This window comes from Alteromonas sp. Cnat3-28 (assembly GCF_022348265.1).
Classification (GTDB): Bacteria; Pseudomonadota; Gammaproteobacteria; order Enterobacterales; family Alteromonadaceae; genus Alteromonas; species Alteromonas macleodii.
Genome location: NZ_JAKREY010000021.1, coordinates 23539 through 45896 on the forward strand (window position 1 = coordinate 23539; position 22358 = coordinate 45896).

Sequence of the window (22358 nt, forward strand, 5' to 3'; positions counted from 1 at the left end):
ACGTCATTTGGAATCAAACGCGAGATCAACTTACTGAATAAAATATGGTTTTTGTGTAGGTATTTACCACTATTATGCTTTTAGCGTATTTTAAAGTTCACGATTAGCGGCTATTGTATAGAGTATCAAACATAATTATTAGCACAGACAAAAATGTGATTGCAGCTCGTTTGCGTGTTCAATGCAAAGACCTGCGCCTTCCGGAGACATTTTATGGCGGACAAGAAGCCGAAGGATCAGCAAGCGCAAGACGTAACTCAAACTGAAGGCGCGCCTCAACCAGCAGACGAACTTGCTCAACTTAGAGACATTTTGTTTGGTCAAACAAACCGTGCGTTCCGTGCAGATCTCTCTGCTTTGGAATCACGGGTCAACGACAGTTTTACTAAATTGAATACGCATCTTGATAATCAGTTTAACGATATACGTAAGCTTATCGATCAACAGATCACTGAATTATCTAATCAGTTGGCCAGTGCAAATGACAATCATAGCAACGTCCAAGAGCAGCTTCAAAATACTACTGACAAGTTGCAAAGTGAGCTAGAAATAGCCGAGACCGCAGCTAAGAACGATAACGATGCGTTAGAAGCCCACGTAGTCAAAGAGCTTGAGTCGCTAGATAATTTATTTAGTAAGCGACACCAAGAGCTATTAGAAAAGCTCCAGCAGGTTACAAGTGAGCTATCAGAAAGTAAAACTGACAGAAAAACGCTGGCAAACTTACTTTCGACTATGGCCACCAACCTCGCCACAGATCATTAATTAATGACTGAAAAAGTGCCGCCGTCTGAGCTGTCGGACAACTCTCTAGACAAAGTCAGAGAGCTACTTATCGGACGGGACGACAAGTTCGTTCAAGAGAAACTGAATCGCGATGCAAAAGGCATTGTGACCAACGTGGTTTCCGAAGCGCTATTTGATCGCGAAACAAAGGACGGTTCGGTCAACAAAGTCTTAGTTCCTCTTGTTGAAAAATCGCTGCACCGCTCTATAGAAGCTAATAGCGATAAGATTGTCGGCACGCTTTACCCATTAGTTGGCACGCTGGTAAGAAAGGCAGTGTCTTCATTTCTTGTTGAGTTTGTTGAGCGAACCAACGCGCTTATAGAAAACAGCCTAAGCCCCAAAAGTGTGTCCTGGCGATTCAAAGCTTGGCAATCTGGGATCAGGTATTCTGAATACGTCGCTTCACAGATTTACCAATACCAAGTTCAACAATTGCTGGTTATTCATCGGGAGACCGGCACACTTCTTCACAGTATTTCTTCAGATCCTGATAAAGAAAAAGACGCCGATCTAATTTCCTCAATGCTAGTGGCCATTAATGACTTTGTGGCAGATGCTTTTGGCGTAACCAGTACCGAGTCAGAAAACGAGCTTGGTGAAATAAGAACGGAAGACTTCACGCTGCTAATAAAAATTGGACCGCAAGCACTCTTGGTCGCAGCGGTCACTGGCAGTATTCCTCCTGAGGTACGCGGAAAACTTCAGCAAGCGCTTGAAGACTTTCATCAATTCTATCAGCAGCCGCTACTTAATTATGAAGGCGACAATGCGCCCTTCGATGGATGCGAGACTATTCTTTCCGATTGCTTAATAAGTGAGAGAAAAGAAGGCGAAGGTAAGAAATCTAAGCGCTTAATAGGCGCTGTGGTACTTCTAGCTATTTTCTTGGGTCTAGCCGTGTTGTCATTTATGCGGTTGTCATTAAGCATTTTGAAAAGTGATTTGCACGAGCTTACTCCCCCACCGGGAATCATCGTAACCGACACTTATATTTCTAACGGAAACGTGCATGCTAAAGTGCTTCGTGACCCCATCGCCACCAGCATCGAGAGCTGGTTTAGTGAAAATGGCATCGATTCAGAAAGGGTCACCGTTATTGAAGAACCCTTCGTATCTCTTAAGCCAAGCGTAGTCGAGCGCAAACTTAGTATGTTGGTGAGCGACTATCCGCTTAGCGAGTCAGAAAACATATCACTGGAAAAAGGTGAAAACGGTAGCTTCGTAATTGCTGGCACCGTATTTACTCCAACCGCAATTAACCTTACTCAGCAGATTGGTGCGATTCCAGGGATCTCAATGCTAAGCGTTGATAACACCTCACTCAACGTGAAAGCCGCGCATCAGGTAGACAATACCGTGCTCCAAAAGGCCGCATTGAACCGGCTAGTTAACAAAGTTTCCTCACAGAATGTACTATTTGCTACTAACCAAGAAGCGCTTTCTGAAGTACAGTTAGCAAAACTAGAACCACTGGCGAACGACATAAAGCAATTGTTAGCGCTTGCAGACAAAACGGAAACCGTTGTGAGCATTGTTGTTATGGGTGCCAGCGATAATTCAGGCTCGAGCGCACGTAATCGCGCATTGAGTCAAAAACGAGCAGAGAATGTTGTGAATTCATTAATTTCACTTGGCGTAGATAGTGATATTCTTATACCTGTAAGCTTAGGAGAGCTGCCATTGCAGAAGGCGTCAATGGGGCGTTCGGTTATGTTAAACGTATTAATATCCAGTGAGAAGCAGTAAGGAAGCTTTGCAGTGATACAGAAGAAAGTTTGTATTTTAGGCCCTACTGGTGTTGGAAAAACAAGCCTGATAAAACAGTTCGTGGAAGGTATTTTCTCTGAAAAATACAAGACCACTATTGGCGTTAAAATAGATAAAAAACAAGTCAATAAGGATGGTCGCGGCATCCAGCTTTTACTTTGGGATTTGGAGGGTATCGACAGATACTGTGGCTTTAATCCCCGCTATCTTCGCGGCGCTAGTGCATACATTATTGTTGTGGACCAAACTCGATCTCAATCCTTGCTTGAAGGCATGGAAATTCTAGAGCTCGCGCGAGAGCACTATCCAGATATCCCGGCATTTTTCGTTGTAAACAAAACGGATCTCCCCACAAGTTGGCACTGGAGTGAAGAGGAGCTTAATACTTATGCTCAAAAATTCGCTTCGCTTACGAAGACCAGCGCAAAGACCGGTGAAAATGTAGAGAACTTATTCAGTACAATTGCGTTTTGGTAGGAGATTGCCATGGATATCCATTTATTAAATGCATTGGGCATTACTAATTGCGCGCTTTTTAAGTGTAATTCTGAATCTGATATTGAATGCTTAACGCCTGAACTTCCATGGTTAGCCAATGTTGTGACGCTTGACGAAAACAACAAACTCCAAAAAAAGCATATCCCCTCTATTTTTTTAGACGACTTTTTTCTTGATGCCGACGAAGTATGGAAAGGTGATACTTCATTTACGCTTTCTTCGGGTTTTTGGACTGAGCAGAGTGAGAGCCAGGTACTTCGCCTAGAAGCATTAGCGATTAATAGTGAATCGGGTTCTCGCTATCTGGTCGTTAAAAATGTTGAAGAGCAATTTGACGAAAAGCGTAAAACCCTTCAGGCCGCTCGAGAACTTTTGCTAAGTCATCACGAAATTGTCGGTCAGCATGAGTACATTAGGCACAAACTTAACAGCGTTCTACGCAAGAATACGCGGCTTCAAAAGCTAGTTCCTCCCATTCAGCAAGCAATTCACAATCTAGAAACTGGCGTGGTCATTTTAGACGACAAAGGTGGGTTGATATTAGATAACAAAGCGTCTCACAGGCTGCTGCTTTGTAACAGCACCACCCCAAGCTCTATTCGCGTGAACGAATTGCTCAGAGATATCGACGCTCCGGCGACATTTCTTCCGGCATTAGTGCAAAGAAAAGCACCGTGGCAAGGCGAGCTCTATTGGCAACCTGTTGATGATTACAACGTATGGTTACAGGTGACCATTCATCCTGTGTTGCAAGGTGACGAGTTAACCCATTGGGTTTATCTGCTTACCGATATCACTCATATCCACAATAAAGAAGATAGCGTGTTAACCGCCAGCGGAATGGACTCGTTGACAAAGGTAGCCAATCGCAACCTCTTTACCGATACCGTAAGACGACTGGTTCAGGAAGAAATCGCATTCAAATTGTTTATCATAGACATATGCGACTTTAAGAAAATCAATGAGTCACTCAGCTATCAATCGGGTGACGAGATATTGAAGTCATTTGCACTGCGACTGCAAACCTTTGTGGGCAACAGTGGTTTTATCGCAAGGATAGGCAGTAACGAATTTGCATTAGTAAAACGTGAAGATACCTTCAAAGAAACAACTAGTGCTCAGTACATCGAGCAGTTAATCAAAAAGCTTACTCAAACTTACACCGTACTGAACGGCAGCGAGCCAAATTTGGGTATTAATATTGGTGAAGCGAACTTCCCTTTGCACTGTCAGTCAACAGAATCGTTACTTCAATGTGCCGATATCGCACTGCAAGCTGCTAAATATCAAGGGCGTAATGTTGCGCTTACTTATAGTGAAGAATTGCACAGACAGCACCACGCAATAAATGAGCTTGAAAATCAGCTTCGTTGTGCCATCGAAAATAACGAGCTTAAGCTCTTCTTGCAGCCTATTGTCGATTTAGAGACAGGCAAAATTGTTAAATGCGAAGCTTTAGCAAGGTGGATAACGCCGGAAGGCAAGTTCATTTCACCAGAGATTTTTATTCCACTTGCTGAGAAAAGTGAGCTTATATTCCCGTTCGGAGAATGGCTTATCAATGAAGCTTGTGATGCTATAGAAGCGTTAAAGGCTTCTAATTTAGACATTAGGTTGGCCATTAATATCTCTGGCCGCCAAGTGTCAGATTTAGCACTACTAAACCAAATTAAAAACGCATTGGAAGATCACCAACTCCCCGGCTCAAACTTATCTATCGAGTTAACCGAAAGCGTGTTTGTGGAAAGCTTGGATACCGTTTCAGTATTACTCAACGAGCTTCGAGCAATGGGGATCACCGTGTCGATTGACGATTTCGGTACAGGTTTTAGTTCACTGGTGTATCTGAAGAAACTACCCATTGATGAACTTAAAATTGACCGCTCTTTTGTTAGTGAACTCGAGAAAAACACCGACGATCAAGCAATCGTGCAGGCGATTCTTGGGCTAGCGAGTAATTTGAATATTAAAATTATTGCCGAAGGTATTGAGACACAACAGCAGCAGCAATTTTTGCAAAGTCATCGCTGTGCTTATGGCCAGGGCTACTTGTATCAGCGTCCTGTAGCTATACCTGAATTCATATCGTTAGCGCAAAAACTGAAGTAACTGAGTATAGTTGCTCACCCAGACTACAAAAAAAGCCGGAAGGTTCCGGCTTTTTGCGTTTACTTTTTACAGTTAAATCAAGCCCATGTGCCCCGCATGGAACTCTAAATGCTCTTCAATAAATGACGCGATAAAGAAGTAACTGTGATCATAACCTTCATGCATATTCAGCGTAAGTTGCGTATCTGACTGTTGTGCAGCATGAACCAGAGACTGAGGTTTCAGCTGCTCGTGCAAGAACTCATCTTTTGTCCCTTGCTCTACTAGCAGAGGTACGCTGTGTGTTTTGCTTGCTAATAGCAACGAGGCGTCGTAATCCTGCCATGCCGCCTTGTCATCGCCTAAGTATCGACCCAAGGCTTTCTCGCCCCACGGACAATCTGAAGGATTTGAGATAGGGCTAAAGGCCGATACCGATACAAACTTATTAGGATTACGCATGCCAATAACTAAAGCACCGTGTCCGCCCATTGAGTGACCGCTAATAGCGCGCTCTTTGGTTACAGGGAACTCGCTTTCAATAAGCGCAGGTAGCTCGTTCACAATATAGCTATACATTTTGTAGTGCTTATCCCACGGCGCCTGCGTAGCGTCAACGTAGAAGCCTGCCCCAAGGCCAAAGTCATAAGATCCTTCTTCGTCGTCTGGAACGTTCTCGCCACGGGGGGATGTATCGGGCGCTACAATAGCCATACCTAATTCCGCCGCTAGCTTCATTGCACCGGCTTTTTGCATAAAGTTCTGGTCGGTACATGTCAGCCCTGACAGCCAGTAAAGCACGGGCACTGGCTTTTCTTTCGAGGCGAAAGGGGGAAGAAAAATTGCGAAGGTCATATCGCATTGTGTTGTTTCAGCTTTATGGGTATAGCGTAAATGCCGTCCCCCGAATGCTCTATTTTCGCCAATAAGCTCCATTTCAGCTCCTTAAATACGTAAATTTGCACCTTTATTGTGGAATCAGTAAAGGCTCTATCGGATTTTAGATCAAGTTCGTTTACACTAAGCGCCTAATTTTTGAGGTAAGTACAATGGTAAAAGCACTGTTGCATCATATTGTTGGCACTATTTCGGTCATCTGCTATTTCGTCAATACGGTAGTGTGGTCAACGCCTATTTTTATATTGGCTATTTTTAAACTTATACCTATTGCGCCGTGGCGACGATTCATTTCTTATTTACTCGACGCATGCGCGACTGCGTGGATCGGCGTTAATAACCTGAATCAGCGCATCAGCGGACGCACCAAATGGCAAGTAAACGGACTAGAAAAACTCACTCGAGATGATTGGTATCTCGTTGTTGCTAACCATCAATCTTGGGTCGATATCTTAGTTCTTCAACGTGTATTTAACCGAAGAATTCCGTTTTTAAAGTTTTTCCTTAAAAAAGAGCTTATTTATGTTCCTATTTTAGGGCTCGCTTGGTGGGCACTCGACTTTCCGTTTATGCGCCGATATTCCAAATCATTTCTTGCGAAAAACCCGCATTTAAAAGGAAAGGATATGGAAACCACGCGTCAAGCGTGTGAGAAATTTAGGAATAAGCCTGTAAGTATTATGAATTTTGTTGAAGGCACCCGCTTTACGCAAGCCAAGCACGACAAGCAGGCCTCGCCTTTCACTCATTTACTTAAGCCTAAAGCAGGCGGCATTGCATTCGTTTTATCTGCGATGGGCGATCATTTGCATAAGCTTATTGATGTCACAATTGATTATCCGAACGGCGTACCGTCTTTCTGGGACTTCGTTAGTGGTAAGGTTCGTGATATTCGTGTGAATATCAACGTAATGCCCATCAAAGACATTATGGAAAACGGCATTTTCAGCGACAATTATTTTGATGACCCGCAAGTTCGAGCCCGTTTTCAGACGTGGTTGAATGAACGCTGGCATGCCAAAGATCAACTTTTAGATTCACTAAACGCAACACAGAAACCATTATGATTCGCGCAGTACTCGCTCCTTTTATTTTCGTATTACATACTTCACTACAAATCCTCAATCTTGCGTTGTGGGGAGGCTTAATTATCTTACTGGGTTTGGTAAAACTTATTATGCCTAACGGAAAGATAAGAACGGCATGGAATAAAGTGATGCACGGGCTAATGTTTAGCTTCGGACGGGTCAGCGTTCTCATGATACGCTTGTTCAACCGCGTCGATATTGAGTGTTCGGTACACGGCGAGCTGTCCAAAGACCGTTGGTATCTGATTATTGCCAATCATTTAAGCTACCTCGACATTATTCTGCTCATTGAATTCGCAACAAACCGCATTCCTGCACCCAAATTTTTCCTTAAGAAAGAGCTGATTTGGCTGCCATTTGTCGGACTCGGTGCCTGGGCGCTTGATATGCCGTTTATGCACAGATACACCCGTGCGTATTTAGAAAAGCACCCAGAGAAAAAAGGAAAGGATCTCGAAACCACCAAAGCGTATTGTGAGAAGTTTAGAACGGTGCCCACAACGGTCATTAACTTCGTAGAGGGGACTCGATTTACTTCATTGAAGCATCTGTCAAAGCAAAGTCCCTATGAAAACCTCCTGCCCCCCAAAGCCGGCGGCGTTTCCTTTACGCTCTCAGCTATGGGCGAATTATTTACCAACGTGTTAGATATCTCGCTGCTTTATCCGGAAAATAAGCGTCATCCTATGATGGCAATGCTTAGCGGTCAGATGACAAAAATCGTGATCGATGTGAACGTTACGCCGGTACCTGAATTACAACAGCATTCAGAACGCACTGAGTCTGAGTTTCGTCTTTATTTCCAAAACTGGTTGAACGGTCTATGGGAAAATAAAGACAACCGTATAAAGAAAATGTTGGAGTCGTAATTAATGGAAGTCAGTGCTTCAGTACGCGATAACTTTATTCACATAGTTAATGATATTTTCCCGAATCTTACTACTGAAGATCCGCTGTATAACGTCATCGCACTAAGTAGTATTTTATTGGTGTCGGCGGTAATTTATATTATCGCAAGGCTATTGGTGCGCCCCCAGATAGCCAGTTGGGTATACAAATCCAATAACCTCTGGGACAACGCCTTACAGCAGCACGGTTTTTTCCGTCGCTTAATGCACCTCTTCCCTGCCCTGTTTATTTACTTAACCACACCGGTACTTATTAGCGATGAAGCCGTGATGCACGGTATGGTGATAAAGAGCGCTCAGCTATACATGCTATATAGCGGCCTTCTTGCCTTATATGCCATGTTGAGCACAGTGGAAGACGTTTATAACGCCTCAGCGCTTGCTAAACGCGCACCTATCACTGGCTTTATTCAAGTCACTAAGCTCGCTTTTGCAATCATCACCATACTATTAAGTATTTCTTTGATTGTAGACAGAAGCCCGCTACTTATTGTGTCTGGCTTAACCGCCATTGCCGCTGTTTTACTACTCATTTTCAGAGACACCATTCTGGGCTTTGTTGCCGGCATTCAAATAGCCGCTAACCGCATGTTTAATACGGGCGACTGGATTGCCATGCCTAAGTATGAAGTAGATGGTGAAATACTCGAGATAGGTCTTACCAATGTCAAAGTACAAAACTGGGATAAAACCATTTCTACGCTGCCGACTTACAGCCTTACTACAGAAGCAGTAAAGAACTGGCGCGGTATGCAAGAGTCTGGCGGACGCAGAATTAAGCGCGCCATTTATATTGATGTGCACTCTATTAAGCTCTGTGACAACGATATGCTAGAGCGCTTTTCGAAAATTCGCTATATCAACGAATATATCGATAAGAAGAAAAATGAGCTCCGCGCTTATCACCGAGATTACTCCATTGATGAGTCGGATCTGCTAAACAGCCGTCGCCTTACCAACATCGGCACTTTTAGAGCTTATTTAGAGGCATACTTGCGCAAGCACCCGGATATAAACCAAGAACTGACCCTAATGGTTAGGCAGCTACCGCCTAATGAGCTTGGTTTACCTTTAGAAATTTACTGCTTCTGTGCACAAAAGGAATGGGTGAGGTACGAAAAGGTACAGGCGGATATTTTCGACCACGTTATGGCTATGCTGGATTTGTTCGATTTACGTGCTTATCAACGTGATGGACATTTGTCGCTGCTTGCCCATCGCGAACAAAGCGCTTATAGAAACAGTCCTGAAAGCGACAATGCGCCTGAGGTTGCTCAGGAGAAGAGCGAACCTAATCGATAAGGCAGTGATGAATAAAGACTTGTTCAAGACGAAAAAAAACCGGCTGAGATAGCCGGTTTTTTTAATGCTTATCGCTTAAGCCAATGCGTAGGCCATCAGTAAGCAAAGTACTAAACCAGTAACGCCAAAAAAACCGTACTCGATTTTTTCCTGCATACCTTCAGCACCTGCTTTAGCAGTCATAAAGCCCATAACGATGCTGCTTAGCCCTAGCGTAAAGGCAATTAGCGCAACACCAAACATAATTGCATTAATCCAATCAGCCATTGTGATAACCCCTTAAAAATATTGGCGGTATTATGCACCAATAAATAAGATTTAACCATGCTTGGATTGGCTTAAATGTACCGCTATCGGTATTAATTGATCTTAGTCAAAACTACTAATTAGTTGGTAATCTCACTAAATAGTGTATTTAGCAGAGCATAAAGAAATCATCAAATATCACTAACCATTTGAAAGATATAGACTTTAAATATTGGCAAGGCCATTGCTCTACCTTAGGTATAACAGCGAGTATCGTTAGCGTCTATTTGACAGTGACACTACAACGCATTGCAGTTTGCTTCGAGCACTTTCGTTAACGCGTCACACGTAAATTAAGGAATGAACAATGTCTAAGAAACTATTACTTTCAGTTGCCCTTACCAGTGCTTTAATGAGCGGCCACGCATTTGCGCATGACAGCAGCTTTCAAAACAACAGTTGTGACATGGAGCTTGATGGTCATATTCAATATTACCAAGGTGACCTAACGGTACAGATGGACAATGGCTCAGTGATGACGATTGACTCCCATCACAATATGACCATTAACGGTGAATCAGTATCGCTTGACAGCGAACAACAGCGCTGGGTAAGTGAATATTACAACAACATTGATATCGCCATCCCTATGACCTTGAATATCGCCAGTGAAGGGCTGCAAATTGCCAACGTGGCAGTGACTGAAGTATTTACTGAACTGTTAGGCGGCGATCAAATGGGTGACGATTTTCGTGAACTGTTCGACTCACTTGAAACCAAACTAAACACTTCATTCTATGATGACGCAGGCAATATTCGCGTTGATTCAACTAAATTCGATGAGCCAGGTTGGTTTGACGAAAGCTGGGAGCAAGAGTTCGAAGCGCAAATTGAGTCTTTAATCAGTGAGTCTATGGGTAGAATACTTATTGCGGTAGGAACACAAATGTTGTGGGAAGGCGGTGATATGTCTGAGTTTGAGCAAAAGATGGAGCGCTGGGGTGAAGATTTAGAGCATCGTTTAGAAAGCCAAGCGGCTGCGCTAGAAGAGAAAGGCGATGCTTTGTGTAAGGTACTGAAGAAAGCGGATTATGCCGAAGGCAAAATGCAGGCATCCATATCTGGGCTAGATGACTTGAACCTGCTAGATATTGATCAAGACAACCACCATGACCATAACGACGAAATGAAAATGTAGTTGGAGCATTTAGCTAACTAAACGCGCAAAACGAAACGACTTGCAACGCTAACCACTCACCTTAGAAAACCGACTGTAACCCAGTCGGTTTTTCATTTTTACAGTTAACGACAACCGCCCTCCAATTAATGTACTCTTAAGCCCTAAACAAAGGGGTATTTAATCGATGACTCAAAATGTAGTAATTAGTGGCTACGGCTGGTTAGCCAGCTATGTGGGCAAAGCACTTTCAGGCAAGGTCAATATTGTTGGCACCACTCGAAGCCAACAGAAACGTCTCGCGTTAAAAGACCAAGGTATCACCGCAATTGAATATGCCCTGGGCGAAGATACATCAGCGCTTTGTAACCATTTGCCAAACGCTACCTTGTTGCTAAATATTCCCCCTGGCAGGAGAAACACAGATCTCGCGTCATACACCAACAATATGCTGCAGTTGATAGACGCAGCCATCAGCGTAAAGGTGGCGCATATCGTGTTTATCAGCACCACGTCGGTTTACGGCGATGCAACAAACGAGGTAGTGTCCGAAGTTAGCACTACACAGCCGCAAACAGCCTCGGCCAAAGCCCACGTGACTATTGAAGACTATTTATTGTCTAAGCGAGATCAGGTTGATATCAGTATTGTTCGCCTAGCCGGTTTAGTAGGCCCAGACCGTCACCCCGCCCGCTCGTTAAGTGGAAAACAGTTAGATGCAGGAAATAAGCGAATAAACCTTGTACATGTGTACGACATTGTATCTGCGCTGACGACCATCATTTGTGGCAAGCCGCTTAACGATGTTATTCACCTTTGCAGCTTGTCTCATCCTAAGCGCGGTATTTATTACGTGGATGCAGCGAAGGCGATGGATATTGATGCTCCTCGCTTTTCTGATACTGAAGCAGAACCTGCTGGCAAAGTGATTGACGCCGCACAAAGCTGGGCAAGGCTAAATATTACACCAGAGTATAGCGACCCCTATCGCATGTTTTAGGCTTTACACTTAGTGTAAAATACACACTCTGACACAAACAAAAACGGCAAGCTTTAGGCTTGCCGTTTTTAAGTTGAGCTCACTGCTAGCTCACGTCATTTCTTGTAAAACCTGACTATCCGAATAGGCTCAACCCGAAGTATTTTACCGCTACCGTGTTTACAAAAATCACGAGTAAAATAAGCGGAATAAAGGTTTTAAGCGAAATATCCACGTACTTTTCAAACCAGCTGCCTTTGTAACCACTGCTGCCCTCTTCCAAAGAAGCATTGAAGTTTGCACTCTTCCAACGATAAATAACAAACAAACAAATTAGCAAGCCGTTTAAAGGCAAAATCGTGTCGTAGAACACATCGTAAATGACATCAAACAGTGATTTATCTGCGCCAGCGTAGTGCATAAAGGACGTAAGCATATCAACTTTACCGAATGACAACGCACTTAGGATGGCTAGCAAAATCATAATACTTCCTAGCGACCCAAGCGCCCATTTACGGCTTACACCTTTTTCATCCATAAGCGCCGCAACAGGTACTTCAAAAATAGACACTAGCGACGTAATTGCCGCAAAGAACACTAATAAGAAGAACAAGCTAGCGACAATCGATGCGCCCATATATCCAATCGAATCTTGTAACGCTAGAAAGATACTAGGTAGATAAGTAAAAATCATACCCACTGACGATTCACTTAAATCATCAGGGTTAATGTCTGGGTTAAAAGAGAAGATGGCAGGAAGGATCATCAAACCCGCTGTGAACGCCACGGCCGTATCCGTTAACGCCACCAGCTTGGCAGCGCTCGGTACATCTGCACGCTTATCAATGTAGCTACCATAGGTTATAAGAATACCCATGCCCAACGATAGAGAGAAAAAGGCCTGCGATAGCGCACCATTCACCACTTCAGCAGTGATTTTTGAAAACTCAGGAACAATGTAGAACTCAACGCCAGCCATCGCATTTTCGCGGGTTAATACAAAGATAACGAGACCGATTAGCATCACGAAAAGCGCAGGCATGAGCAGCTTTGCCGCTTTTTCTATCCCTTCTTTTACACCGCCTTGAAGGATGAGGTAGACCACACCAACAACGGCCGCCATATATAAAAAGATGGCTTCTGAGTTAATAAACAGCCCAAAGGTTTCTGGGTTAGCTAACTTGTCTAGATTTCCGCTTACTGCTTCGAACAAATAGCCGAAAAGCCACACGGTAATAACCATGTAGAAAACGGCAATCATGAATGGCGTAGCAATAGCTAGCCACCCCGCGACTTTCCATTTCTTTTCATTACCGCTTATATCACTGTATGCACCAAGCGGGTCTTTTTTAGCATGGCGACCTACTGACATTTCCGCCAGCATTACCGGTAAACAAATGGCAAAAACGAAAATAGCGTACATTAAAAGAAATGCACCACCGCCATTTTTAGCTGCACCGACAGGAAACCCTACCAAATTACCTATGCCTACCGCAGAACCTGCAGCTGCCAAAATAAAACCTATGCGCGATCCGAACTGTTCTCTGGCCCCGCTCATATCCCTTCCTCTTGTTGAGTTATTGTTATAGCAGTTCGCCGTATCACGCCTTGTGATGCACAAACACGTCGCGTGCTCACAATTTATGCTGGTTGTCGGTACTTACTATTCGTAAGAATCAAGCCGAGCGAACTGGTATTATTTATTATCAGGATGGCGTTTGTTGTTATGACTCACGTGTGGCGTCAACGCGTTGTATTGCTACCTTTATGGGCTTATCAATACGCTGCACCATTCCCAAAAATAGCATGGTAACAGCAGTGAAATAAAAAGTCTTGATGTTGGACTTGCTGAAATGATGTTAGACCGTATCACCAAGTTACCACTTCGCCATTCCAGTCGATAAAATGACAAGCTTGGTCTCGATTAAGCGCCGAAAGGTGGTGAATGAGCTGTTTAGCGGTAAACTCTGGCGTGAACAGTTTCTTGGCGGCGACGTTCTTTTGAAAAGGCTTAGAAAGCCCCGTATCAACCGTCCCAGGGTGATAACAAACAAGCATCACGTCTTTCAATCTGCGCTTGTATTCTACCGACGCCGTTTTAACCAACATGTTGAGCGCCGCTTTCGACGCGCGGTAGCCGTACCACCCGCCAAGTCCATTATCTGAAAGACTCCCTACTCTCGCGCTTAAGCAAACAAGGGTTGAGCCTTCTTTACTCATAATATTCACCAAATGCTTGAGCCACATTGCGGGAATAATGCTGTTAGTCGAAAAATAAGCCGCTAAGGCCTGCTCGCTGACATCTTCCAAACGTTTCTCAGGATGAATGCCATCGCTTTCGCGGTGTAGAAAGCCTGTTGTGATAACTACTGTAGTTAACACAACCTGCTGTTCAGCCAGCTGTTCAACAAATTCGCTAATGTGCCTATCGTCCTGTTCGGCCAGTTGATGATAGGTAACATCCCCAGAATGATTGGTGTCAGATAAAGGCGCGCGACTAACCGCAAACACCCTAGCACCATCACTGCTATATTGCTCAATAAGCGCAGACGCAATACCGCCCGACGCGCCCACTATAAGGACGTTATTTTTCACTGGCTTCTCCTGGTATGCAGCGATCGCACTGGCGTTTTTTACCTGTTAACAGGTATGAAATGGTGTATCTATGTTTTGCGAATACATTGTAGAAAGCATCGGCTAAATGACGAATAACAGGCCAGCGAAGCGGTGCATATAGCCAACCCATGCCCACGGCTTTCCATGCTTCATGAGTGACATCAAGGCCAGTTATCAACGTCCCGTCTTCACGAAGTCCGTGAATTCTTGCATTAAGTGCATGCCAATCCATGGTTGGATAACGGTTCGAAAAATCGGGGGCCTGAATATCTACCAATGTTAATTTGTTGTGCTTGTCTCTTTTTCTTAAATGACGCATTTCAGCGATACACAACGGACAATACCCGTCATAGAAAATAATCACGACTGAATACCTCTGCCAAATTTTGAACACGTTTATACGCATTCTTACCAGTTGCAAACTGCTTGAAAGAAAGCAGCTAACTTCACATGTTAAAACCTTTCACTTAGCTCGCACATTATTCTTATTTAATATTCGTTTATACGATAAAAAAACACGCTTGGATGACTTGTGTTGTGACCTACCCGCACCCACACTACAGACAAAGATTAAGAGAGGTTTTTACTATGGCAAATTTACAAGTCGCCACGTTGGCAGGCGGATGCTTTTGGTGTATCGAATCAGCGTTTAATAGCGTTGAAGGCGTGGAAAAAGCAATTTCTGGCTATGCTGGAGGCGAAAAGGCCGATCCAACCTATGAAGAGGTATGCAAAGGAAATACTGGCCATGCTGAAGTGGTACAAGTGACGTTTGATGCCGACAGCATTAGCTACCGAGAGATACTAGAAATTTTCTTTGCGCTGCATAACCCTACACAGCTGAATAGACAGGGCAATGATGTAGGCACACAGTATCGCAGCGCAGTTTTCTATCACGACGATACACAAAAAGCTGAAGCAGAAAAAATTATCGCAGAAATTACAGAAGAAGAGATTTGGCCCGATCCCGTAGTGACTGAAATTGTAGCAGTAAATAACTACTGCGACGCCGAAGACTACCACCAAGATTACTTCAAAAATAATCCACAAAACCAGTATTGCTCTATGGTGGTGGCACCTAAACTTGCGAAGTTCAAAAAAACCTTCGCTTCTCGACTTCGCAGCGACGCATAAATAAAACAGCGATATTAATAGCGTTAGCCAACAATAAAAAGGGTTGCTTAAAAGCAACCCTTTTGTTTTTCAATCTATTCGTTTTCTTATTATTCAAACCAAACGCTGTTAATTTCTAGTGGAAATAATAAAGGCGCTAAGTCTTCATAACGCTTCTTATGCGCTTCACACGTCGCGTTTTTAAGGTAGTTTTTCTCCCAAGGATCGTTAATGATCCACAAGGTATTTTCAATGGTCACTAATCCTTCCATCGACGAATTATCCATTGTGTACTGTTCGCAACTCTGATCGCCGGCAACGTCGAAGGTAATAGGGATACGCTTTGTTGGCTTATTGCCATTCACATCAATTACCCACAGTTCATTGTCGTTTCTTGCTGCGCCAAACAAATAGGATGCGCCCGTTGAATGAGTATATAACGCCAGTCCGTTGATAGGGTGATTACCTGAAGTAAACGAAGGAAGTTGAAGGTTAGGCTCGCTCACTGTGGCAAAATCATTCGACGAGAAAAAGTCTTCATCAACAGCCAATGTAAAAATTCTTGGCTGTCCTGCTTTATCTTTCTCTAGCGCCAGATATAACGTGCCGTCTTCAGCCATCGTCAAGCCTTCAATGCCGTCGTTAGGAAAATTACCTACTTCAAAATCGTTGGGAAACTGAAGAGGTCGCACATCCGACATTTCAACCGAGCCATTATCTTTTCGTGTCAATTTTACCAACAAGGTAGGGTAATCTGTTGACCCTGTTTCCTCGTATTTGGTTTCACAGCGAGGGCTTAATGCGCCGGTACGGGTAGCATCTTCGGTAACCGTATAAATTACGTTAGTATCTCTGGGGTCTACGGCTAGCGCTTCTAAATCAGGTTGCTCACTCAAATAGCTATAAAAGCAGCTTCGGCGCACGGTATTGGAAAATGAAAAGCGTTCGCTCGATGCGCTCAGCGTTGCGGTATCTGGTGAAATGCTATGAAGTTTCAACTGTTGAGTGGTATCAGCGCTAGCATCTGCGATAGTGACAAGTTGACCGTCTAGCACCACTAACCCTGAGGTTTGAGGATCAAACATAACGTTGCCTTTTTCATCAAGGATCCATTTACCCACAGTGACTTCTGTTAAGTCTTGAGGTTCAGGAGTAATAACAACGTCTTTCGGCTCGCTACAGGCGCTTATCAGTAAAGTGGTTAGCACAGCACTGGTTAAATATTTTAGCATAGTGTGAAGTCCTCTCTCCGTTTATTAAGACGAGAGCAAAAGGTAAAACTGAAAAAATTGTAAGGGAGTATATCGAGCATACCGTTTATTCACAAAAAAGAGTAAGGTTATGCGATAGACATCAGGTTTGCTGAGTACATATATGATTTGGCAACGTTAAATAGTCTTGCTGTCATCATGTTTTCAATTAATGTGCAGCATATTTAGTTAACACACTTACGTGTATTAATATTGACGAAAATTAAAGGAGAGCGTCATTTCTACGCAGCACTTGCCCCAAGTTATTGCAGGTCCAATAGTAAGAAGGGTGACATCTACAGAATGTCATATTTGGGTAGTAACCAGTAACGCCGATTCACCTGCGCTAAATCTATCTGCAAATGAAGTCGTCGTCAGCGGCAATTGTCAACGCGAAACCATACGCGTAGGTAAGTACGCATTTATACACTTGCTCTCTTTCACTTCGTCAGAGCCCTACGAAGATACTGCGCGGATAGGTTACTCGCTATCTTTTAGCGACGATGCTCAGCAGGCTTCATGGGAAAATGAACAACGCGGGCTTCTTTACGATGGGCAGTCTTCCTTATGTTTCCACTACACCGAGACTCCCGAGACCATATTGCACGGCTCATGCCGTAAGCCTCACTTTCACAGTGATGATGCCCTAGCACAAGTAGATTTACTCCATAAAAATGCGTTCAAAAAGGAAAATGATTTTCCCGATCTCCTGTTGATGACGGGCGATCAGATTTACGCTGATGATGTCGCAGGTCCTATGCTTAAAGCCATACACAGCGTGATTGACCGTTTAGGTCTTTATCATGAAGCACTGGAAGGGGCAGTAGTAACCAACACTAATGAACTTGCCACACATGAACATGGGTATTACGAACGAGAGCAGCTTCTGCCACAAATTGCGACCAATACGGTACTGTCTTCAATATTCTTTGGTGCTAAGAAAAAACCGGTATTCACATCAGTAAACGCGCAAAACCATTTGATTGGCAGTGCGGAGATCATCGCTATGTATTTACTGGTGTGGTCCGACACGCTTTGGGCTGATATCAATATAGATAAAGATGGGATCCCCCCAAAATACCACGCTATTTTCGACAAAGAACACGAGGCGCTTAACGGCTTTGTAAAACAGCTACCGCAGGTACGTAGGGCCCTGGCACACATTCCTACCTATATGATTTTTGACGATCACGATGTTACCGACGACTGGAACTTAACCCGGGGGTGGGAACAAGAAGTCTATGGAAACCCTCTATCAAAACGCATGATCGGCAATGCGCTTATCGGCTACTTGCTTTGCCAAGGCTGGGGAAATGCTCCAAAAAAAGTAGCGCCATTAATTGCTAAAGTACAAGAATCAATGGGAGAAAGCGGTTTAAACTCGCACGATGAAATCATTGATGATCTGTTGGATTTTGATCAGTGGCATTACCGTTTAGATACCACACCACCTATTGAGGTTTTAGACACCCGCACGCAGCGTTGGCGCAGTGAATCTAATATGAATAAGCCCTCGGGGCTAATGGACTGGGAAGCACTGTGTGATTTTCAGCATTCGATAATTGGCAAAGAATCTGTCATCGTTGTCTCTGCCGCTCCCATTTATGGTGTAAAGGTTATCGAAGCCATTCAAAAGGTGTTTACGTTTTTTGGCAAGGCGCTTACTGTTGATGCTGAGAACTGGATGGCCCACAAAGGCACCGCGAACGTTATATTAAACATATTCAGGCATTACAAAACGCCCCCCGATTTCATCATTCTATCTGGCGATGTGCACTATTCCTTTGTATACGATGTACGCCTGCGCTTTAGGCGCAACAGCCCCCACATCACCCAGTTCACCTGCAGCGGATTAAAAAACGCCTTTCCGGATGGATTGATCAAATGGCTAGATAGATTAAACCGCGTGCTTTATCGCTCCAAATCGCCCCTCAACCTTTTCACAAGACGCCGAAATATGTCGGTAAAAGCGAGAGAACCAAGTTTGGGCTATGGCGAATTATTCAACGGTTGCGCCATTGGTGTATTAAAAATTTCACAGAAAAACACCGATGTTCAGTGCAAAGCTTTGTTGAGCAACGGTAAAGAGGTAGAATTCCCAGCTTCTAAAGACGATTAGTTCAAAAGAGGTATCTAATGAGTGATAGCGCACTGTCCATCGGATTATTTTACGGCTCAACAACCTGCTATACCGAAATGGCAGCAGAAAAAATCCAAGCGCAGCTCAATAGCCTTTTCGACGAAGATATTGTTGACCTTCACAACATTAAAGACGCTAACCTAACGCGCACGGCCGAATACGACATTATCATTTTTGGTATTTCAACGTGGGACTTTGGCGAGCTCCAGGAAGATTGGGAGTCTCATTGGGAAGAAGTGCACGGTTTGGATTTATCAGGGAAAACCATCGCCTTATTCGGACTTGGCGATCAACTTGGTTACGGTGAATGGTTTCAAGATGCACTAGGCATGCTTCACGATGCAATATTGCCATCAGGCTGTAAGATCGTGGGTTATTGGCCAAACGAAGGCTACGAGTTTACCGCCTCAAAAGCGTTAACCGAAGACAAAACTCAGTTTGTTGGCCTGTCTCTTGACGATGAAAACCAATACGACAAAACAGACGCGCGCATCGAAGCATGGTGCGAACAGTTATTGGTCTCGATGGCTTAACGCCTATAAATTTCGGATGTCAGTGTTGGAAAGTAAAGGCCGTATTCATCAGCAGTTTTATCGCAACGGCCCAAGTCACAGGGACGGCGCTGATGTTTCATTTCAAGATATTCGCAAACTGTTTAATTTCGCTACGATCACTGTGGGTAGATGGGTAACAGCAGAAGAACAACAGATCGCTGCCAACCTCTTTTTCGATGCGCTTTACGATCTGGTCGCGATCTTAAATATCAATGAACAGGTGTTATCGTTAAACGGATCCCTGTCACTGGCTTTTGGCAGTGGCGGTCAAAAACGCAGCAGTGCCCACTACAACAGTGCGAAAAGACAGCTTGCGCTAGCAAAAAATGCAGGAGCCGGAGCGCTAGCCCACGAATGGTTTCACGCTTTCGATCATTATATTGCGCCGCGCATGTTCGACGGTATTGCTGCCGGTAGCTTTGCCACACAGGCCTGGCTCGACAATGCCCCGATGAATCCTCATCCGTTGAATCAAAAATTGAGCGATTGTTTCTCGCTATTGTTCCTAAGTGATCAAAAAAGACCAAATGAGTACTTTGTGCGATCCGTAGAAGCTGATCGCGCGTTAAAAATGTATTATTATGCTATGCCTCAGGAGATGGCTGCCCGCGCATTTGAAGCCTGTATTCAAGATCACGAGATCAAGAATGCATTTTTGGTGCAGGGGACAAAAAAATCAACGGAAGCTAGACTTGGCATTTATCCTCATGGTAACTTGCGTACATCACTCAATCAGGCATTGATGTTGTATTTTTACCAATTAGGTGTCGCTATTTCACATAAACAAACCTAGTTTGTTGTTTTATTACTGTGAAACTGAGTATTTTTTCAACAACAAGTGTTAATGAGCACACTGTTTTTGTACAAAACCCTGTATATTTTTGTAACAAGCAGTATACTAAAGCGCTCGAACGTAACAGAAGAAAGAAGACGAGATGAAAAGAAAGAAGCATACCTCGGCTGAAGACGAGGCTCAGATTGATATGACCCCCATGTTGGACATCGTGTTCATCATGTTGATTTTCTTCATCGTAACGACCTCGTTCGTGAAAGAGAAAGGTTTGGACGTAAACCGTCCTGAAGATAATCAAGCGAAAAACGATAAGCCTTCAAAAGCGCTTTCTATCCGTATTGATGCTGATGGCACAATTATGATGGGCGGCCGCGAAGTTGATATTCGTCGTGTGGTTGCAAACACGCAAACATACCTAGCGGAAAACAACACGGATTCAGCTGCTATCCAGGCTCACGAAGACAGTGAGCACGGTACTGTGGTAGAAGTTATGAACCAAGTTAAAATTGCAGGTATTGATAAAGTATCTGTTTTGGTTAAAAAGAGCAGCTAAAACGCCTTTCTGACCACGCAAAATAAAGAAAGCCACCTTCGGGTGGCTTTTTTCGTATAAGACCTTATACCAAAGTATCTCTTGTGCTATCGCATGAATTTTGTTCAGATCGTACCATTCGGTGTGTCTGGAAAATCCATGTTGAAACTCGGTTCCAGACTCTGATGTCACTGGAGCCATTATGCACAAAAAAATACTCTACACTGGTGTACTTGCAGCAGTTATGTCAGCACCACAAGTATCTGCCGCCAAAATTGAATTAAGTGAAGCGTTTGACTATAACGCATTCATCTTCGATAGCTTTACCGGCCAATCTTCCGATGTTGAAGGAAGACTAGCAGTCGGTGGCGAAATGAACGTATCCGATTTCAATGTCGGCTTACTGCTATCGCCAGATATGTCTGAGTCTGCTCTTGCCGTAGGCGGTAACCTTCATTTCACGCGCGGTGATGTTCACGGTGGTTCAACTACCGTGTCAGGTATGGTGTTTGGCTCTGAACTCACATTCGATAAAGCGGTTAACGCTCAGCAGACTGTAAATCTCATTAATTCTACGGTGAAGTCTGGCGGTATTTCATCCAAAGGTGATGTCAAACTAGGTAACTCAAATGTTGTATCAGGTGATGTGCACGCCAATACTGTGAAACTAGGTGGGCCTAATAGTGTTTACGACAGTGTGAGTAACCCTGCTTTATATGGCTCCCAAGTTGAAAACGGAAACGTATTTGCTGAGTCTAGCGTTGAACTTGATAGCAGCGAAGTTAACGGTACCGTAACGCTTAACGACGTTAACAATTACACCGCTATCAACGGTTCGACAGCAACATCTGTTGAACAGGGCAGCGTGAGTAAGGCTGACGTTAACAATATCGACTTTAATGCTATTGCTGCCGAAGTAACAGCGCAGTCTCAGGAGTTTGCGTCAATGTCGGTGAATGGCACAACAACATTGTCGTGCACTGACGCTAACGATTCAGACCAAGCGGTTGCTTGTACCGACGCTAGCAAGGATGTATTAAACACCATCACCTTCTCTGGCTCTGATGATATCAATATCTACAATATTGACGCTAGTTGGTTCAGCGCTGCTGATAAAGGCATTGTCTACGATTTCTCAACCACCAGCTACAACATCATCAATGTGTACGGTGAATCAGTTGAGTTATTTAACACTGGCTTCTTCAATACGGCCTTTACGCAGGAAAATGAATATTTCAGAGAAAATGGCCAGTACAGAGACAATGACAACAATGTAGGTCAGCGTCATGATGGCCTTTATACCAACAACATCTTGTTTAACTTTGTTGATGCTGATTTTCTTACACTACATAGTGTGGGTGTTAAAGGTAGTGTACTGGCGCCATATGCAGAGCTAAGTTTCTACAATGGTCATGTAGACGGTAATGTCATTGCTAATAGTTTGGTCACTCCGTTGGTGCAACTGATTGATGACCAAGGTCAAAACTACAATGCGCCGACAGGCCAAGTAAATAACTATCAGTTCGGCGCTATCAACGTAAGTGAACCTGCATCAATCGCCCTTTTATTTGGCGCTGGATGTTTCATGCTAGCTAGACGTAGAAAAGCGAATTAACGCTTT

Annotated in this window: 21 protein-coding genes; 15 read left to right on the forward strand and 6 right to left on the reverse strand. The window is 43.9% G+C overall.

Annotation, left to right across the window (positions count from 1 at the left end; genetic code table 11):
- Positions 1-213 precede the first annotated feature (213 nt).
- Genes MHM87_RS17040 through MHM87_RS17055 form a run of 4 tightly spaced genes read left to right on the forward strand, consistent with a single transcriptional unit; the run spans position 214 to position 5163 of the window.
- Positions 214-765: a hypothetical protein gene (locus MHM87_RS17040; protein WP_239260326.1), complete on the forward strand. Its 552-nt coding sequence runs from the start codon at positions 214-216 to the stop codon at positions 763-765.
- 3 nt (positions 766-768) lie between these two features.
- On the forward strand, positions 769-2535 hold the full coding sequence (locus MHM87_RS17045; protein ID WP_239260328.1) for an OmpA family protein: 1767 nt from the start codon (positions 769-771) through the stop codon (positions 2533-2535).
- 12 nt (positions 2536-2547) lie between these two features.
- Positions 2548-3033 (forward strand): Rab family GTPase, encoded by a 486-nt coding sequence (locus MHM87_RS17050; RefSeq protein WP_076011044.1) that lies wholly within the window; start codon positions 2548-2550, stop codon positions 3031-3033.
- A gap of 9 nt (positions 3034-3042) precedes the next feature.
- The gene (locus MHM87_RS17055; protein ID WP_239260330.1) at positions 3043-5163 is read left to right on the forward strand and encodes an EAL domain-containing protein; all 2121 of its coding nucleotides are present in this window, start codon (positions 3043-3045) and stop codon (positions 5161-5163) included.
- Positions 5164-5235: 72 nt separating this feature from the next.
- On the opposite strand, the gene fghA is transcribed toward MHM87_RS17055, so the two are convergent.
- Positions 5236-6078 carry an S-formylglutathione hydrolase gene (gene fghA, locus MHM87_RS17060; RefSeq protein WP_014950731.1) on the reverse strand — a complete coding sequence of 281 codons (843 nt, stop codon included), beginning with the start codon at positions 6076-6078 and terminating at the stop codon, positions 5236-5238.
- 113 nt (positions 6079-6191) lie between these two features.
- Here fghA and MHM87_RS17065 point away from each other — a divergent pair, with 113 nt between their 5' ends.
- From MHM87_RS17065 to MHM87_RS17075, 3 genes are read left to right on the forward strand one after another with little or no spacing between them, the layout of a single operon-like run.
- Complete coding sequence (locus MHM87_RS17065; RefSeq protein WP_014977421.1) at positions 6192-7106, forward strand: acyltransferase; 915 nt, start codon at positions 6192-6194, stop codon at positions 7104-7106.
- On the forward strand, positions 7103-7996 hold the full coding sequence (locus tag MHM87_RS17070; protein ID WP_014950733.1) for an acyltransferase: 894 nt from the start codon (positions 7103-7105) through the stop codon (positions 7994-7996). The genes MHM87_RS17065 and MHM87_RS17070 overlap by 4 nt, the downstream gene beginning before the upstream one ends.
- 3 nt (positions 7997-7999) lie before the next feature.
- Positions 8000-9337: a mechanosensitive ion channel domain-containing protein gene (locus MHM87_RS17075; RefSeq protein ID WP_239260332.1), complete on the forward strand. Its 1338-nt coding sequence runs from the start codon at positions 8000-8002 to the stop codon at positions 9335-9337.
- A gap of 75 nt (positions 9338-9412) precedes the next feature.
- On the opposite strand, the gene MHM87_RS17080 is transcribed toward MHM87_RS17075, so the two are convergent.
- The gene (locus MHM87_RS17080) at positions 9413-9604 is read right to left on the reverse strand and encodes a hypothetical protein (RefSeq protein ID WP_014950735.1); all 192 of its coding nucleotides are present in this window, start codon (positions 9602-9604) and stop codon (positions 9413-9415) included.
- A 346-nt stretch (positions 9605-9950) separates the two neighbouring features.
- Here MHM87_RS17080 and MHM87_RS17085 point away from each other — a divergent pair, with 346 nt between their 5' ends.
- A complete protein-coding gene (locus MHM87_RS17085) occupies positions 9951-10781 on the forward strand; it encodes a DUF2884 family protein (protein ID WP_239260334.1) in 831 nt (276 codons plus the stop codon).
- 166 nt (positions 10782-10947) lie between these two features.
- Positions 10948-11760 carry an NAD-dependent epimerase/dehydratase family protein gene (locus MHM87_RS17090; RefSeq protein ID WP_239260336.1) on the forward strand — a complete coding sequence of 271 codons (813 nt, stop codon included), beginning with the start codon at positions 10948-10950 and terminating at the stop codon, positions 11758-11760.
- A gap of 115 nt (positions 11761-11875) precedes the next feature.
- Here MHM87_RS17090 and MHM87_RS17095 read toward each other — a convergent pair whose 3' ends face one another.
- The 3 genes from MHM87_RS17095 to MHM87_RS17105 all read right to left on the reverse strand — a co-directional run bounded on the left by MHM87_RS17095 (position 11876) and on the right by MHM87_RS17105 (position 14719).
- A complete protein-coding gene (locus MHM87_RS17095; protein ID WP_014950738.1) occupies positions 11876-13297 on the reverse strand; it encodes a sodium-dependent transporter in 1422 nt (473 codons plus the stop codon).
- Between the two features lie 311 nt (positions 13298-13608).
- The gene (locus MHM87_RS17100; protein ID WP_239260338.1) at positions 13609-14334 is read right to left on the reverse strand and encodes an SDR family NAD(P)-dependent oxidoreductase; all 726 of its coding nucleotides are present in this window, start codon (positions 14332-14334) and stop codon (positions 13609-13611) included.
- The gene (locus tag MHM87_RS17105) at positions 14324-14719 is read right to left on the reverse strand and encodes a DUF393 domain-containing protein (RefSeq protein ID WP_239260340.1); all 396 of its coding nucleotides are present in this window, start codon (positions 14717-14719) and stop codon (positions 14324-14326) included. Before MHM87_RS17105 ends, MHM87_RS17100 begins: the two co-directional genes overlap by 11 nt.
- 224 nt (positions 14720-14943) lie before the next feature.
- On the opposite strand from MHM87_RS17105, the gene msrA reads away from it, so the two are divergent.
- Positions 14944-15489, forward strand: a complete 546-nt coding sequence (gene msrA / locus MHM87_RS17110) for a peptide-methionine (S)-S-oxide reductase MsrA (RefSeq protein ID WP_239260342.1) — start codon at positions 14944-14946, stop codon at positions 15487-15489.
- 89 nt (positions 15490-15578) lie between these two features.
- On the opposite strand, the gene MHM87_RS17115 is transcribed toward msrA, so the two are convergent.
- Complete coding sequence (locus tag MHM87_RS17115; protein WP_239260344.1) at positions 15579-16700, reverse strand: hypothetical protein; 1122 nt, start codon at positions 16698-16700, stop codon at positions 15579-15581.
- A 271-nt stretch (positions 16701-16971) separates the two neighbouring features.
- On the opposite strand from MHM87_RS17115, the gene MHM87_RS17120 reads away from it, so the two are divergent.
- From MHM87_RS17120 to MHM87_RS17140, 5 genes are all read left to right on the forward strand, one after another.
- Positions 16972-18837 carry an alkaline phosphatase family protein gene (locus tag MHM87_RS17120; protein ID WP_239260346.1) on the forward strand — a complete coding sequence of 622 codons (1866 nt, stop codon included), beginning with the start codon at positions 16972-16974 and terminating at the stop codon, positions 18835-18837.
- A 17-nt stretch (positions 18838-18854) separates the two neighbouring features.
- Positions 18855-19391, forward strand: coding sequence for a flavodoxin FldB (gene fldB, locus MHM87_RS17125; RefSeq protein ID WP_239260348.1), 537 nt, complete (start codon positions 18855-18857; stop codon positions 19389-19391).
- Between the two features lie 25 nt (positions 19392-19416).
- Positions 19417-20205, forward strand: a complete 789-nt coding sequence (locus MHM87_RS17130) for a CLCA_X family protein (RefSeq protein ID WP_239260379.1) — start codon at positions 19417-19419, stop codon at positions 20203-20205.
- A 142-nt stretch (positions 20206-20347) separates the two neighbouring features.
- On the forward strand, positions 20348-20758 hold the full coding sequence (locus MHM87_RS17135; RefSeq protein WP_014950746.1) for a biopolymer transporter ExbD: 411 nt from the start codon (positions 20348-20350) through the stop codon (positions 20756-20758).
- Between the two features lie 181 nt (positions 20759-20939).
- Positions 20940-22352 carry a collagen-binding domain-containing protein gene (locus MHM87_RS17140; RefSeq protein WP_239260349.1) on the forward strand — a complete coding sequence of 471 codons (1413 nt, stop codon included), beginning with the start codon at positions 20940-20942 and terminating at the stop codon, positions 22350-22352.
- Positions 22353-22358 lie beyond the last annotated feature (6 nt).